General features: G+C 65.0%; 12 protein-coding genes. 7 read left to right on the top strand and 5 right to left on the bottom strand.

Features of this window, described 5'->3' with window-relative positions; translation table 11 throughout:
* Nucleotides 1–48 precede the first annotated feature (48 nt).
* Together J2T47_RS08695 and J2T47_RS08690 are read left to right on the top strand one after the other, a co-directional pair.
* The gene (locus J2T47_RS08695; protein ID WP_253444770.1) at nucleotides 49–537 is read left to right on the top strand and encodes a copper chaperone PCu(A)C; all 489 of its coding nucleotides are present in this window, start codon (nucleotides 49–51) and stop codon (nucleotides 535–537) included.
* Nucleotides 537–1,079: a GNAT family N-acetyltransferase gene (locus J2T47_RS08690; protein ID WP_253444766.1), complete on the top strand. Its 543-nt coding sequence runs from the start codon at nucleotides 537–539 to the stop codon at nucleotides 1,077–1,079. Before J2T47_RS08695 ends, J2T47_RS08690 begins: the two co-directional genes overlap by 1 nt.
* Here the strand turns inward: J2T47_RS08690 and J2T47_RS08685 are convergent.
* From J2T47_RS08685 to xseA, 4 genes are all read right to left on the bottom strand, one after another.
* A complete protein-coding gene (locus J2T47_RS08685) occupies nucleotides 1,060–1,449 on the bottom strand; it encodes a DUF2809 domain-containing protein (protein ID WP_253444763.1) in 390 nt (129 codons plus the stop codon). The two genes, J2T47_RS08690 and J2T47_RS08685, sit on opposite strands and share 20 nt — an antisense overlap.
* On the bottom strand, nucleotides 1,449–2,285 hold the full coding sequence (locus J2T47_RS08680) for a M23 family metallopeptidase (protein WP_253444760.1): 837 nt from the start codon (nucleotides 2,283–2,285) through the stop codon (nucleotides 1,449–1,451). Before J2T47_RS08680 ends, J2T47_RS08685 begins: the two co-directional genes overlap by 1 nt.
* 152 nt (nucleotides 2,286–2,437) lie before the next feature.
* Nucleotides 2,438–3,196 carry a M15 family metallopeptidase gene (locus J2T47_RS08675; protein WP_253444757.1) on the bottom strand — a complete coding sequence of 253 codons (759 nt, stop codon included), beginning with the start codon at nucleotides 3,194–3,196 and terminating at the stop codon, nucleotides 2,438–2,440.
* A gap of 6 nt (nucleotides 3,197–3,202) precedes the next feature.
* Nucleotides 3,203–4,582 carry an exodeoxyribonuclease VII large subunit gene (gene xseA, locus J2T47_RS08670; RefSeq protein WP_253444754.1) on the bottom strand — a complete coding sequence of 460 codons (1,380 nt, stop codon included), beginning with the start codon at nucleotides 4,580–4,582 and terminating at the stop codon, nucleotides 3,203–3,205.
* A 148-nt stretch (nucleotides 4,583–4,730) separates the two neighbouring features.
* On the opposite strand from xseA, the gene guaB reads away from it, so the two are divergent.
* The 5 genes from guaB (at nucleotide 4,731) to tadA (ending at nucleotide 10,941) form a co-directional block, all read left to right on the top strand.
* Nucleotides 4,731–6,200 carry an IMP dehydrogenase gene (guaB, locus tag J2T47_RS08665; protein WP_138525023.1) on the top strand — a complete coding sequence of 490 codons (1,470 nt, stop codon included), beginning with the start codon at nucleotides 4,731–4,733 and terminating at the stop codon, nucleotides 6,198–6,200.
* Between the two features lie 82 nt (nucleotides 6,201–6,282).
* Nucleotides 6,283–7,860, top strand: coding sequence for a glutamine-hydrolyzing GMP synthase (gene guaA / locus J2T47_RS08660; RefSeq protein ID WP_253444750.1), 1,578 nt, complete (start codon nucleotides 6,283–6,285; stop codon nucleotides 7,858–7,860).
* 286 nt (nucleotides 7,861–8,146) lie between these two features.
* The gene (locus J2T47_RS08655; protein WP_253444747.1) at nucleotides 8,147–8,848 is read left to right on the top strand and encodes a sulfotransferase; all 702 of its coding nucleotides are present in this window, start codon (nucleotides 8,147–8,149) and stop codon (nucleotides 8,846–8,848) included.
* Nucleotides 8,849–9,028: 180 nt separating this feature from the next.
* Entirely contained in the window at nucleotides 9,029–10,432 is a 1,404-nt protein-coding gene (locus J2T47_RS08650) for a multicopper oxidase family protein (RefSeq protein WP_253444744.1), read from the top strand.
* On the top strand, nucleotides 10,420–10,941 hold the full coding sequence (gene tadA, locus J2T47_RS08645) for a tRNA adenosine(34) deaminase TadA (RefSeq protein ID WP_301295434.1): 522 nt from the start codon (nucleotides 10,420–10,422) through the stop codon (nucleotides 10,939–10,941). The genes J2T47_RS08650 and tadA overlap by 13 nt, the downstream gene beginning before the upstream one ends.
* 572 nt (nucleotides 10,942–11,513) lie before the next feature.
* Here tadA and mltF read toward each other — a convergent pair.
* Entirely contained in the window at nucleotides 11,514–12,989 is a 1,476-nt protein-coding gene (mltF, locus tag J2T47_RS08640; RefSeq protein ID WP_253444741.1) for a membrane-bound lytic murein transglycosylase MltF, read from the bottom strand.
* Nucleotides 12,990–13,249: the final 260 nt, after the last annotated feature.

The following is a 13,249-nucleotide window of genomic DNA, read 5'->3' as shown; positions in this document are numbered from 1 at the left end:
TCCCGCCGTTGCGGCGGACCTGATCACAAGCCAACTGGAGTCTCGAACATGCGTAAATCCCTGCTCGCTTTCGCTGTCCTGCTGGGCTTCTCCGGCGCCGCCATGGCCCATGAGTACGAGGCTGGCAACCTGCACATCGACCACCCCTGGTCGCTGCTGCTGCCGGCCAACTCGGTGAACGGCGCCGCCTACTTCATCGTGCAGAACCACGGCAAGGAGGCCGACCGCCTGCTCGGCGCCGACACCGACCGCGCCGCCAGCGCCGAGGTGCACCAGCATGTGGAGAAGGACGGCATGATGAAGATGGTGAAGGTCGAGGGCGTGGACATTCCCGCCGGCGGCAAGATTGTCTTCGCCCCCGGTCAATACCACCTGATGCTGTTCGGCCTGAAGAAGCCGCTCACCGACGGCGAGCGCTTCCCGCTGACCCTGCACTTCCAGAAGGCTGGCGACGTGAAGGTCGAGGTCGCGGTGCAGAAGGAAGCTCCGAAGGGCACCGACATGGGGCACGACATGCACGGCATGCAGATGAACTGATGAGCGACCGGCTCCTGCGCCCGCTGGTGTGGGCGCAAGACGGCGAGTGGCTGCTGGGTTTCGACGGCAGCTACTCGAGCGACTCGATCCTGCGGATCGAGAGCGCCGCCGATGGTTTCATCCTGCGCGAGGAGCGTCTGGCCGAGACGCAGACCAAGCGCTATCCCTTCGCCGACCTGAAGGACGACGTCACGGCGGCCGACTGGACCGCCGTGGTCGTCGACGAGGAAGGCGAGCGGCTGGGCTTTGCCATCGCCCGCTACGAAATCTGGAATCGCCGCGCCGTGCTCGACGATCTGTTCGTCCTCGCCGGTGCGCGCGGCCAGGGCGTCGGCCGGCAATTGCTGGAGGGCTGCGTGGACTGGGCGCGCGGCACCGAGGCGCGCCACCTGTGGCTGGAAACCCAGAACCTCAACCTGCCGGCGGTGGGCTTCTACCGCTCCCGCGGCTTCGCCCTCAGCGGGCTGTCCACCGATCTCTACGATCCGGCGCAGGTGCTGCCCGGGGAGATGGCGCTGTTCTTCAGCTACCCGCTGGCCTGAGGGCCAGGCGCGCCTGCCGCGCCGCGAGGATCAGCGCAAAACCGATGCAGTAGGCCAGCACATCGAGCCAGTCCGGCGTGGCGCCCAGCACGATGCGCAGCGCGCGGTTGCCGACCTGCCAGTGGAAGGTCGCGGCAAGGTACTGGCCGAACTCGATGATCAGGCCGCAGGCCAGCGCTGCGGCGGCCAACCAGTGCGCCGGTGCCTCCAGCGCGGCGCGCAGCAGGCAGTACAGCCAGATGACCGCCAGCACGTCGCCGCCGAAACCGCGCAGCCAGCCGAGGTTCGCTCCGGCCGTGGCCAGCCAGACGAGCACGGCGAACCAGAGCAGAGCGAAGAGCGCGCTGCGCCCATCGAAGCGAAGCCGCATCAGGGCTTGAAGGCGCCGATGAAGATCGCCGGGTCGACGCGGGCGTCGTTCAGGCTGACGTTCCAGTGCATATGCGGCCCGGTGGCGCGGCCGGTGGCGCCGACACGGCCGACCACGCCGCCACGCGGTACTGCGTCGCCGACCTTCACGTCGATCTTCGACATGTGGCAGAACATGCTGATGAAGCCCTGGCCGTGGTCGACGAACACGGTGTTGCCGTTGAAGAAGTAGTTGCCGATCAGGATCACCTTGCCGGCGGCCGGCGACTTGATCGGGGTGCCGGCGGGCACGGCGAAGTCCAGCCCGGAGTGCGGGTTGCGCTCCTCGCCGTTGAAGAAGCGGCGCAGGCCGAAGGGGCTGGAGAGCGGGCCGTTGACCGGCTTGTCCAGCACCAGGTTGCTCGGCGTACCGGCGCTGAAGCTGCGGTAGGCGGCAGTCTGCTCGGCCAGCTCGCGGTTGATGCGCTTGAGGTCTTCGGGCAGCGGATTCACCTGGCGGGTGTTTTTCAGGGTGATGTGTTGCTCTTTATAGTGCTTGCTGCCCACGCTGAAGCCGAGGTTGCGGCTGGCGCCTGCCTGCTTCACGGCGATCTGCTGGCTGCCGGCCTTGGCGGTCAGCGGGATGCCGACGATGGCGATCCAGTCGCGGCCTTCTTCGCGTACCACCAGCACCGGTTTGCCCTGGTAGGTGGCAGTCGGCACCGCGGCGTCCTGGCCCAGCTGGACGACGGCGACGCCGCCGGGCACCGGCTTGTTCAGCGTGCGGCTGATGAAGCCTTCGGCGTGGGCGGCCAGGCTGAAGAGGGAGGCGATGAGCAGGCAGGAAACTCGAAGCATGGCGCTATCCGTGGACGTGTCGGCGGATGAAGCGGGCAGTCTACACGCGCCGCTACGGCGGGCGCGGCGATTTCATCGAAAGCGCGATGGCTCGGCACCGTGTGTTTTTTGTAGGAGCGGGCCATGCCCGCGATCGCGCGCATGGCGCGCTCCTACAGGTGTTTCAGGCCTTCCAACTGCTGGCGCCACAACTGTTCCAACGACTGCACCTGGGTCGGGCCATAGATGGCGTGGGGCTTGCCCAGGTGCGCGGCCCACAGCTGATCGCCGTAGTCGTAATGCCACCACTCGCTGGAGAGGTTGCTGAAGCCCGCCGCCAGCATGGCGTTGAACAGCAGCCGGCGGTTGTCGCGCACGCGGCGCTGGGCTCCGTCGGGCTGGGCGATCTCTTCGTAATGGCGGGTGTAGGAGCGTGGCGTGGCCTCGTCGAACAGGCTGCCCATGTCCAGCCAGCGGCCCTCGCTGTCGCACAGGGTCAGGTCGATGGCGCCACCGGTGAGGTGCGGGCTGGGCGATTCGGCGCGGGTGCTGGGCGGCGCGACGAATTCGCGGGTGCGCCGGGTCAGCTCGCGCGGGTCGGCATCCGGCTCGTGCTGGCGGAGGATGTCGTAGAGCGTGTCGTACAGGTGCTGCTGTACTGCGAAGGGCCGCCAGGCATCGAGGATCACCAGGCGGATGCCATCGGGCAGCAGGCTCGCAGCGTGCAGCAGGCGCTCGAAGACTTCGGCGCGCGCATAGCACTCCGGCTGCGCGTTCGGCACACCGAGGCGGTGATACGCCGGCCACACCGCGAAGCCGGTGGCGATGCCCAGCGCCTGCAGCGGCTGATGACATTCGACGATGGGCACGCGGAAGGCCTCGGCCCAGTCCGGATCGGGTTGCGGCAGGATCGGCGCAAGCAGGTCGGTCATCGGCAGTCAGTCCAGCAGGGAAAGGGTCACGGGTGCCTGGTGGTTGTCCTCCACCCGCACTTCCAGCTCGCCGTCGCCCAGCTTGGCCCTAAGGCGTTGGCCGTTATTCGTCTGCGCGGCGCTGCGGATGGCCTGGCCCTTGTCGTCCAGCAGGATGCTGTAGCCACGGCCGAGGGTCGCCAGCGGGCTGACGATGTGTAGCGTCTGCATCAGGCTGTCGAGGCGCTGGCGCTGCTCGCGCAGGATCGCCTGGGTGGCGCGGGGCAGGCGGGCGCTGAGGTTTTCCAGGCGCTGGCGCAGCAAGGCAAGGTTGCGGCCGGGGTGTTGCGCGGCGAGGCGGGTGTCCAGCCGCGCGACGCGTTCCTGGCGAATCTGCAGCTGGCGCTCGAAGGCGCGGCGCAGGCGCATGTCCAGGTCGTCGAGGCGCTGGGACTGCTGGCGCAGGCGCTCGCCGGGATGGCGCAGGCGTCGGGCGGTGCCTTCCAGACGCAGGCGCTCGCGAGTCAGGCGGTCCTGGATGCGCAGGATCAGCCGGCGGCGCAGGCTGTCCAGGCGCTGCTGCAGGTCGCCGTTGTGGGGCGCCAGCAGCTCGGCGGCGGCCGAGGGTGTGGGCGCGCGCACGTCGGCGACGAAGTCGCTGATGGACACGTCGGTCTCATGGCCCACGGCGCTGACGATGGGCGTCACGCAGGCGGCGATGGCGCGGGCCACCGGCTCCTCGTTGAAGCACCAGAGGTCTTCCAGCGAGCCGCCGCCGCGGGCCAGGATCAGTGCGTCGAAGCCCTGGGCGTCGGCCAGCTTGAGTGCGCGGACGATCTGCCCGATGGCCTCGCGACCCTGCACGGCAGTGGGGATCAGGGTCAGCTCGACCTGCGGTGCACGGCGGCGGAACACGCTGATGATGTCGCGGATCACAGCCCCGGTGGGCGAGCTGACGATGCCGATGCGCCGGGGATGGGCGGGCAGCGCCTGCTTGCGCTCGGCGGCGAACAGGCCTTCGGTGGCGAGTTTTTCCTTCAGGGCCTCGAAGGCCAGGCGCAGCGCGCCATCACCGGCGGGTTCGACGGTATCGGCGATCAGCTGGTAGTCGCCGCGCCCCTCGAACAGCGAAACCTTGCCGCGTACCCGTACGGCGAGGCCGTCGCGCAGGGCCTGGCGCACGCGCAGGGCGTTCTGCCGGAACAGCGCGCAGCGCACCTGGGCGTTGCTGTCCTTGAGGGTGAAATACATATGGCCCGATGCCGGGCGGGCGAGGTTGGAGATCTCGCCCTCGACCCAGACCTGCGGGAACACGTCCTCCAGCAGGTGGCGGGCGCGCTGGTTGAGCTGGCTGACGGTCAGAACCTCGCGGTCGAGGCCCAGTCGTTGGAAGGGATCTTTCTGCATGGCGAAGGATGATAAGCGCGCCTGCGGACCGGGGCCAGCGCACGAGGTTCATAAAGGCTGCATTCAGATCGTCCGGTTGCGTTGAGCCGGGGGCCCTAGCTGAGATATAATGCCGCGCTTCCATTTTTCCCGATCGGGAGCCCCCGCCATGCTGCGCATCAGCCAAGAAGCCCTCACTTTCGACGACGTCCTCCTGATTCCGGGTTATTCGGAAGTTCTACCCAAGGACGTGAGCCTGAAGACCCGCCTGACCCGAGGCATCGAGCTGAACATCCCGCTGGTGTCCGCCGCGATGGATACCGTGACCGAAGCCCGTCTGGCGATTGCCATGGCGCAGGAAGGCGGCATCGGCATCATCCACAAGAACATGAGCATCGAGCAGCAGGCCGCCGAAGTTCGCAAGGTCAAGAAGCACGAGACTGCCATCGTTCGCGACCCGGTCACCGTGACCCCGTCGACCAAGATCATCGAGCTGCTGCAGATCGCCCGCGAGTACGGCTTCTCCGGCTTCCCGGTGGTGGAAGAGGGTGAGCTGGTCGGCATCGTCACCGGCCGCGACCTGCGCGTGAAGCCGAACGTCGGCGACAGCGTGTCCGCGATCATGACCCCGAAGGACAAGCTGGTCACCGCCCGTGAAGGCACCGCCCTGGAGGAGATCAAGGCTGCCCTCTACGAGAACCGCATCGAGAAGATGCTGGTGGTCGACGAGAAATTCCGCCTGACCGGCCTGGTGACCTTCCGTGACATCGAGAAGGCCAAGACCTACCCGCTGGCTTCCAAGGACGACGAAGGCCGTCTGCGCGTCGGCGCTGCCGTCGGCACCGGCGCCGACACCGGCGAGCGTGTTTCCGCCCTGGTCGCCGCCGGCGTTGACGTCGTTGTCGTCGACACTGCCCACGGCCACTCCAAAGGCGTGATCGACCGCGTGCGCTGGGTGAAGGAAACCTTCCCGCAGGTACAGGTCATCGGCGGCAACATCGCCACCGGCGAAGCCGCCAAGGCGCTGGCTGACGCCGGCGCCGACGCCGTGAAGGTCGGCATCGGCCCGGGCTCCATCTGCACCACCCGTATCGTCGCTGGCGTCGGTGTGCCGCAGATCTCCGCCATCGCCAACGTCGCCGCTGCCCTGGAAGGCACCGGTGTTCCGCTGATCGCCGACGGCGGCATCCGCTTCTCCGGCGACCTGGCCAAGGCCATGGTGGCTGGCGCCTACTGCGTGATGATGGGTTCGATGTTCGCCGGTACCGAAGAGGCTCCGGGCGAGATCGAACTGTTCCAGGGCCGTTCCTACAAGTCCTACCGTGGCATGGGCTCCCTGGGCGCCATGGCCGGTTCCACCGGTTCCTCCGACCGCTACTTCCAGGACGCCTCCGCTGGCGCCGAGAAGCTGGTACCCGAAGGCATCGAAGGCCGTGTGCCCTACAAGGGCCAACTGACCGCCATCGTCCACCAGCTGATGGGTGGCCTGCGCGCCGCCATGGGCTACACCGGCAGCGCCGATATCCAGGACATGCGCACCAAGCCGCAGTTCGTGCGCATCACCGGCGCCGGCATGGCCGAGTCCCACGTCCACGATGTACAGATCACCAAGGAAGCCCCGAACTACCGCGTAGGTTGAGGGTTCTCCGGTAAATGAGTCGGACACGGGGCTGGTTGATACAGCCCCGTGTCGTTTAAGAATTTCGCTACGAGAGATGGCCATGGCCCAAGACATTCACGCTCACCGGATCCTGATCCTCGACTTCGGCTCCCAGTACACCCAGCTGATCGCCCGCCGCGTCCGCGAGATCGGCGTGTACTGCGAAATCCATCCGTTCGACATGAGCGACGAAGACGTTCGCGCCTTCGCCCCGCGCGGCATCATCCTGGCCGGCGGCCCGGAGTCGGTGCACGAAGCCAACAGCCCGCGCGCGCCGCAGGCCGTGTTCGACCTGAAGGTGCCGCTGTTCGGCATCTGCTACGGCATGCAGACCATGGCCGAGCAGATGGGCGGCAAGGTACTGGGCTCCGACCTGCGCGAGTTCGGCTACGCCCGCGTCGACGTGGTCGCCAAGGCCCGTCTGCTGGACGGCATCGAGGATTGCGTCAGCGAAGAGGGCGTATTCGGCCTCGACGTGTGGATGAGCCACGGTGACAAGGTCACCGAGATCCCGGCCGGCTTCCACATCCTCGCCAGCACCCCGAGCTGCCCGATCGCGGCCATGGCCGACGACACCCGTGGCTACTACGGCGTGCAGTTCCACCCGGAAGTGACCCATACCAAGCAGGGCGGTCGCATCCTCTCCCGCTTCGTGCTGGACATCTGCGGCTGCGAAGCCCTGTGGACCCCGTCCAACATCGTCAACGACGCCATTGCCACCGTGCGCGCCCAGGTGGGTTCGTCCAAGGTGCTGCTGGGCCTGTCCGGCGGCGTGGACTCCTCGGTGGTCGCAGCGCTGCTGCACAAGGCCATCGGCGACCAGCTGACCTGCGTCTTCGTCGACAACGGCCTGCTGCGCCTGCACGAAGGTGACCAGGTGATGGCCATGTTCGCCGAGAACATGGGCGTCAAGGTGATCCGCGCCAACGCCGAAGAGAAGTTCCTCGGCCGCCTGGCCGGTGTCAGCGACCCGGAGCAGAAGCGCAAGATCATCGGCGGCAGCTTCATCGAGGTCTTCGATGAGGAAGCCACCAAGCTGCAGGACGTGAAGTTCCTCGCCCAGGGCACCATCTACCCCGACGTGATCGAGTCGGCCGGCGCCAAGACCGGCAAGGCCCACGTGATCAAGTCGCACCACAACGTCGGCGGCCTGCCCGAAGACATGCAGTTCGAACTGGTCGAGCCGCTGCGCGAGCTGTTCAAGGACGAAGTCCGCAAGATCGGCCTGGAGCTGGGCCTTCCCTACGACATGGTCTACCGCCACCCGTTCCCGGGCCCGGGCCTGGGCGTGCGCATTCTCGGCGAAGTGAAGAAGGAATACGCCGACCTGCTGCGTCGCGCGGACCACATCTTCATCGAAGAGCTGCGCAACTTCGACTGGTACCACAAGACCAGCCAGGCCTTCGTGGTGTTTCAGCCGGTGAAGTCCGTCGGCGTGGTCGGTGATGGCCGTCGCTACGCCTGGGTCGTTGCCCTGCGCGCTGTGGAAACCATCGACTTCATGACCGCTCGCTGGGCGCACCTGCCGTACGAGCTGCTGGAGAAGGTCTCGAACCGCATCATCAACGAGATCGAAGGCATCTCCCGCGTCACCTACGACGTGTCGAGCAAGCCGCCGGCCACCATCGAGTGGGAGTGAGGCTTCCCTGATTTGTAGTGTTAGCCGCTACAAATCATAGGGAGATGATGAGCGCCTGGCCGACCCCGACAAGGGCTGCCGGGCGTTTTCATTTTTCGCGTAATGCCTGTTTTTTTCGTTTCGATGAGTTGATACACACCTGTTGAGCCGCAGTGGCAAACGCTGAGCTTTTTTTATGAGAAAGAAGCCCGTGGTGTGATCATTGAAGTGTTCACAAATCTATCTGTGCTGTTTCGGGATACCGGCAGGAGAGGTCCCGAAAATTATCAGTGCAGCAGGAGTTCAAATGAATTCGCTTATGGCTGGGGTAAAGGTTTTTGGTATCGGTCTGAATAAAACAGGAACGACCACCCTGGCAAAGTGTTTGGCGCAGCTTGGCTTTCAGGGGCATGTGTCAGTTCGTCGTGATCTGCTCAGCAAGTATCGAGAAGGGCGCCTGAATGAGATCTTCTCCGTGGTCGATGCTCACCAGACCTTTGAGGATTGGCCTTGGCCGTTGATGTACAAGGAGTTGTTCTTTCGCTACGGAGAAAGTGGTCGCTATATTCTCACCAAAAGGACAACACCCCAGGTGTGGCTGAATAGCCTGAAGCGGCATAGTTTGAGGACGCCCATAGGAAAGCACTGCCGACTGCTGGCCTATGGGTATAACTACCCGCACGGAGTTGAAGGGCATCATCTCGAGTTTTATGAAGAACATAATCGAGATGTCCGCAACTTCTTCAGGCACCACGGGGCTGAGCATCTTCTGCTGGAGATCAGTTTCGACTCGGGTGACGGCTGGAGTGAGTTGTGTGGATTCCTGGGGCTGCCATCTCCTTCGGAGCCATTGCCTCATGAAAATAAGGGCAGCGTTGCCATTCCGGCTGAGTTGGAATATGAAAATTCTCTTCGGATAAATGAGCAACTGAGCCTGCTCAATAAACCCGGACAAGCTTGCGAGGGCCGAGTGGACGGCCCGGATGAGAGTCAGGGCGGCACGCGGTGATCCGAGTTCGCTATTGCATGCACCACACCGTCGGAGCGGGGACCGGCCGGGTCCAGATGCCTGCCTTGCAGGCTGTCTCTCGGAGACTGCGACACTTCTGATCAGGGGCTCCCCTGGCGCTTTCTCTTAATGAAATGAGAAGATTTGTCATTTACTATCGGTGATTTTCCGGGGGACTCCATGGCTTTTACCCGTAGACAAGTACTCGGCGGTATCGCCGGCCTGGCCGTGCTTGGCCTGGGCGCCGGTGGTGCGCGCATCTGGCTGGCGCGCCCGGAAGTCGCCGCCGAACATGATTACGAACTGATCGCCGCGCCGCTCGATCTGGAGCTGGTGCCCGGCCACAAGACCCCTGGCCTTGGCTATGGCGGCCAGGCTCCCGGCGTGGAAATCCGTGCGCGCCAGGGCGACTGGCTGCGGGTGCGTTTCACCAACAAGCTGGACGAGCCGACCACCATCCACTGGCATGGCATCCGTCTGCCCATCGAGATGGACGGCGTACCCTATATCTCGCAGCCGCCAGTGCAGCCGGGCGAGAGCTTCGTCTACCAGTTCAAGACGCCGGATGCCGGCAGCTACTGGTATCACCCGCACCTGATGAGCAGCGAGCAGCTGGGCCGTGGCCTGGTCGGGCCGCTGATCATCGACGAGCGCGAGCCGAGCGAGTTCACCAGTGAGAAGATCCTCAACCTGAAGACCTGGCACGTGGACGAGGAGGGCAATTTCACGCCCTTCAGCATTCCTCGTGAAGCGGCGCGCGAAGGCACGCGTGGGCGTCTGTCGACGGTCAACGGCGTGCCTACGCCAGTGATCGAGTTGCCGGCTGGCGAGATCGTCCGGGTGCGCATCCTCAACCTCGACAGTACCGTGACCTACCGGCTCAACCTGCCCGGCGCTGATGCGAAGATTTATGCACTGGATGGCCATCCGGTGACGCCGCGCGATTTCGGCAAGGGCCCCAAGGACCAGTACTGGATCGGCCCAGGTATGCGTCTGGAGTTGGGGGTGCGTGGACCGGCGGAAGGCGCGGAGCTGTCGTTGCGCAATGGCCCGGTGCGCGTGGCGACTATTCGCGGCGTTGCCAACCCGAAGGCGCCGACCGCCAAGTGGCCGGCCCCGCTGCCGCGCAACCCGGTGGCCGAGCCGGACCTGAAGAACGCCGAGACCATCAACTTCAAGTTCGAGTGGGTCGGCGCCAGTTCCGACTATTCCAAGGAGCAGGCTCAGCCATCGCTGTGGCAGATCAACGGCGTGGCCTGGCAGGGCGGCGAGGAGCACAAGCACAACGCGCCGCCGCTGGCGAAGCTCAAGGAAGGCAACAGCTACATCTTCGTGCTGCGCAACATGACCCAGTACCAGCACCCGATCCATCTGCACGGCATGGCCTTCAAGGTGCTGGACTCCGATCGTCGGGAGATCATTCCGTATTTCACCGATACCTACCTGCTGGGCAAGAATGAGACGGCACGCGTGGCGCTGGTGGCGGATAACCCCGGCCTGTGGATGTTCCACTGCCACGTGATCGATCACATGGAGACCGGGCTGATGGGAACCATCGCGGTGGGCGAGGCATGGTGCGGCTGACCAACAGCAAGGGGCACCCGACGGTGAAGGGGCTGGCGCCGGTCATCGACCGCAGCCGGGATATCCCGTTCATGCGAGAAGCCATGGTGCTGGCCGAACAGGGCGCGGCACTGGGCGAAGTGCCGGTGGGCGCCGTGCTGGTGCTGGACGGGCAGGTCATCGGTCGCGGCTTCAACCGGCCGATCACTTCCCATGATCCCAGCGCCCATGCCGAGATGGTCGCCATCCGCGAAGCTGCCGCCGCCACGCAGAACTATCGCCTGCCCGGCAGTACCCTTTATGTGACCCTCGAACCCTGCAGTATGTGCGCCGGTCTGCTGGTGCATTCGCGCATCCAGCGCGTGGTGTTCGGCGCCACCGAGCCGAAGTCCGGCGTGGTGGTCAGCCGGGGTAACTTCTTCGAACAGGACTTCCTCAACCACCGGGTGCTGGTGGAGGGCGGGGTGCTGGGGGAGGAGTGCAGTGCGATGCTGTCGGCGTTCTTCAAGGCGCGGCGTAGCAAAGGCTGAGCGATTCTTTCCTGGTGGTGCGGTGCGTTGTGCTACGGGCTTGATCGGCTGCTTCGGCTTGGGTGTTTTTGCGCCGCTCTGGGCGTATGCGTGAGCTTCGTGTTTCGCCCCCTCGGGCGAGTCCCTTTTGGCAAACGTCGGATAGCCGCCCTCCCAAAAGGAACCAAAAGGTCTTGCCCCTCCATCCGGTTTTTCGCCTAGGCGAAAAATACCCTCGTTGAATCGAAATTTCAGGGGCACGCCGCGAAGGGCCATCCCTGGCCCATCGCGGCTCTCGCGACATCCATGTCGCTCAACCCCTGAAATTCCAATTCAACGAGGCCTCCTGAAAGGGGCCATTCGGCGTGCGCGGATGTTTCGCTGGAAGTCTTTAAAAGCCAAAGCCGGATCGGTTGGGCTCTTCGTAGGATCGAGGGGGACGCCTAGTTCTTGCTTGCGAACAGCTCTGTTGCGGAGGCTGGTTCGCGAGCAAGCTCGCTCCTACAACGCGGGTGCCCCAGGCGAGCGTAGGAGCGGACTCCGTCCGCGATCGGTACGACACGGCACCAAGGGTGGGTCAGCTTGATGAAGCCTCAGAGCTTCTGATCCCGCCCATCCTCATCATCGGGCTTGGTCTTGTTCACGCCCGGCAGGTGCAGGCCGCTTTCGGCGAGCTGGCCGCCTTCCATCTGCGGCTGGGTCACCCAGGTGAGGATGTCGTAGTAGCGGCGCACGTTCTGCACGAAGTGCACGGTCTCGCCGCCGCGCGCATAGCCGTAGCGGGTCTTGCGGTAGTACTGCTTCTGCGCCAGGCGCGGCAGCATCTTCTTTACGTCGAGCCACTTGTTCGGGTTCAGGCCTTCCTGCTCGGCCATCTTGCGGGCGTCGTCCAGGTGGGCGCCGCCGATGTTGTAAGCGGCCAGGGCGAACCACATGCGGTCCGGGTCCTTGATGCTGTCGGGCAGCTCGTCCTTGATCTGGGTGTAGTACTTGCTGCCGCCCTGGATGCTCTGTTTCGGGTCCAGGCGGTTGGCCACGCCCATGGCCTGGGCGGTGCGGTTGGTCAGCATCATCAGGCCGCGCACGCCGGTCTTGGAGGTCGCGTCGGGCTGCCACATGGATTCCTGGTAGCCGATGGCGGCCAGCAGGCGCCAGTCTGCCTCGAGCTTGGTGCCGCTCTGGCGGAAATGCTGCTCGTACTTGGGCAGGCGCTGCTGCAGGTGCTGGGCGAAGGTGTAGGCGCCGACGTAACCCAGTACATCCACGTGGCCGTAATAACGGTCCTTCAGACGTTGCAGCAGGCCGTCCTGCTTGGCCTTGTCGAGGAAGGCGTTGACCTTGTCGATCAGGCTGTTGTCGTCGCCGGCCGGCAGCGCCCAGGCCAGGCCCTTGGCATCGCCCAGGTCGAAGGCGACGCGCACGTTGGGGAAGTAGACCTGGTTCATCGCCAGTTCGTTGGAGTCCACCAGGGTCAGATCGATCTCGCCGACGTCCACCATGCGCAGCAGGTCGACCATCTCGTCGGCGTCGGATTCGCGGTATTCCAACTTGGGGTACTGCTTCTTCAGTTCGGCCAGTTGCGAGGCGTGGCTGCTGCCTTTGAGTACGACGATGCGCTTGCCCACCAGGTCTTCGGGGCGGGTAGGGCGCTGCGCGCCGTTACGGTAGACGACCTGCGGGGTGACGTCGAGGTAGGAGTGCGAGTAGCGCACCTGGGCATCGCGCTCGCCACCCGGGGTCAGGCCGGCGGCCGCCAGGTTCGGTCCGCCGTCGCGGCCGATGCGGTCGTAGAGGTCGTCGATGTTGTCGGCGGTTTCGATCTGCAGCTGTACGCCCAGGCTGTCGGCGAAGCGCTTGGCCAGCTCGTACTCGAAGCCGGTATCGCCGTTGCGGTCCTGGAAGTAGGTGGCCGGACTGTTGCGGGTGATCACGCGCAGCACGCCGTCCTTCTGCACGCGCTCGAGGGCCGTCGGGGCTTTCGCCTCGCTACAGCCGGAAAGCAGCAGAAAGATACAGGTCGCCAAGATCCAGGCGGTGCAGCGCACACGGGACACAGTCAGGGCAAGCATCGGGGCAGTATACGCAAAGGCCGTTGTGCGCCATATCTCGACAGCTTGAAGCTTCTCTGCTAGCTGGGCTGCCGTTCGTCGGCATTTTTCGCGCTGAAGGCCGCCGGGCGGGGATTTTTCCTAGGCCGCTCGAAGGCCTTCGAAGATGAATGGTGATTTCCGCCGGAGCAACGGCAAGGAAGGTGCTTGAAAGCTGCCGCCGGGCAGCTCTTTACGGTAGAATGCACGGCCTCTGTGGGCCGGCCCGTCCGGCCCCACAC

The organism is Pseudomonas nitroreducens (assembly GCF_024170165.1).
Lineage (GTDB): Bacteria > Pseudomonadota > Gammaproteobacteria > Pseudomonadales > Pseudomonadaceae > Pseudomonas > Pseudomonas nitroreducens_C.
The sequence above is the reverse complement of the archived record's forward strand: the minus strand, read 5'-3'. Positions and strand labels throughout refer to the sequence as shown.

What these genes read in the sequence shown, in the direction of transcription:
- J2T47_RS08695 (WP_253444770.1), top strand. Translation starts at nt 49, where the DNA reads ATGCGTAAATCCCTGCTCGCTTTCGCTGTCCTGCTGGGCTTCTCCGGC.
- xseA (WP_253444754.1), bottom strand. Translation starts at nt 4,582, where the DNA reads ATGCAGAAAGATCCCTTCCAACGACTGGGCCTCGACCGCGAGGTTCTG.
- tadA (WP_301295434.1), top strand. Translation starts at nt 10,420, where the DNA reads ATGGTGCGGCTGACCAACAGCAAGGGGCACCCGACGGTGAAGGGGCTG.
- J2T47_RS08675 (WP_253444757.1), bottom strand. Translation starts at nt 3,196, where the DNA reads ATGACCGACCTGCTTGCGCCGATCCTGCCGCAACCCGATCCGGACTGG.
- mltF (WP_253444741.1), bottom strand. Translation starts at nt 12,989, where the DNA reads ATGCTTGCCCTGACTGTGTCCCGTGTGCGCTGCACCGCCTGGATCTTG.
- J2T47_RS08680 (WP_253444760.1), bottom strand. Translation starts at nt 2,285, where the DNA reads ATGCTTCGAGTTTCCTGCCTGCTCATCGCCTCCCTCTTCAGCCTGGCC.
- guaB (WP_138525023.1), top strand. Translation starts at nt 4,731, where the DNA reads ATGCTGCGCATCAGCCAAGAAGCCCTCACTTTCGACGACGTCCTCCTG.
- J2T47_RS08655 (WP_253444747.1), top strand. Translation starts at nt 8,147, where the DNA reads ATGAATTCGCTTATGGCTGGGGTAAAGGTTTTTGGTATCGGTCTGAAT.
- guaA (WP_253444750.1), top strand. Translation starts at nt 6,283, where the DNA reads ATGGCCCAAGACATTCACGCTCACCGGATCCTGATCCTCGACTTCGGC.
- J2T47_RS08690 (WP_253444766.1), top strand. Translation starts at nt 537, where the DNA reads ATGAGCGACCGGCTCCTGCGCCCGCTGGTGTGGGCGCAAGACGGCGAG.
- J2T47_RS08650 (WP_253444744.1), top strand. Translation starts at nt 9,029, where the DNA reads ATGGCTTTTACCCGTAGACAAGTACTCGGCGGTATCGCCGGCCTGGCC.
- J2T47_RS08685 (WP_253444763.1), bottom strand. Translation starts at nt 1,449, where the DNA reads ATGCGGCTTCGCTTCGATGGGCGCAGCGCGCTCTTCGCTCTGCTCTGG.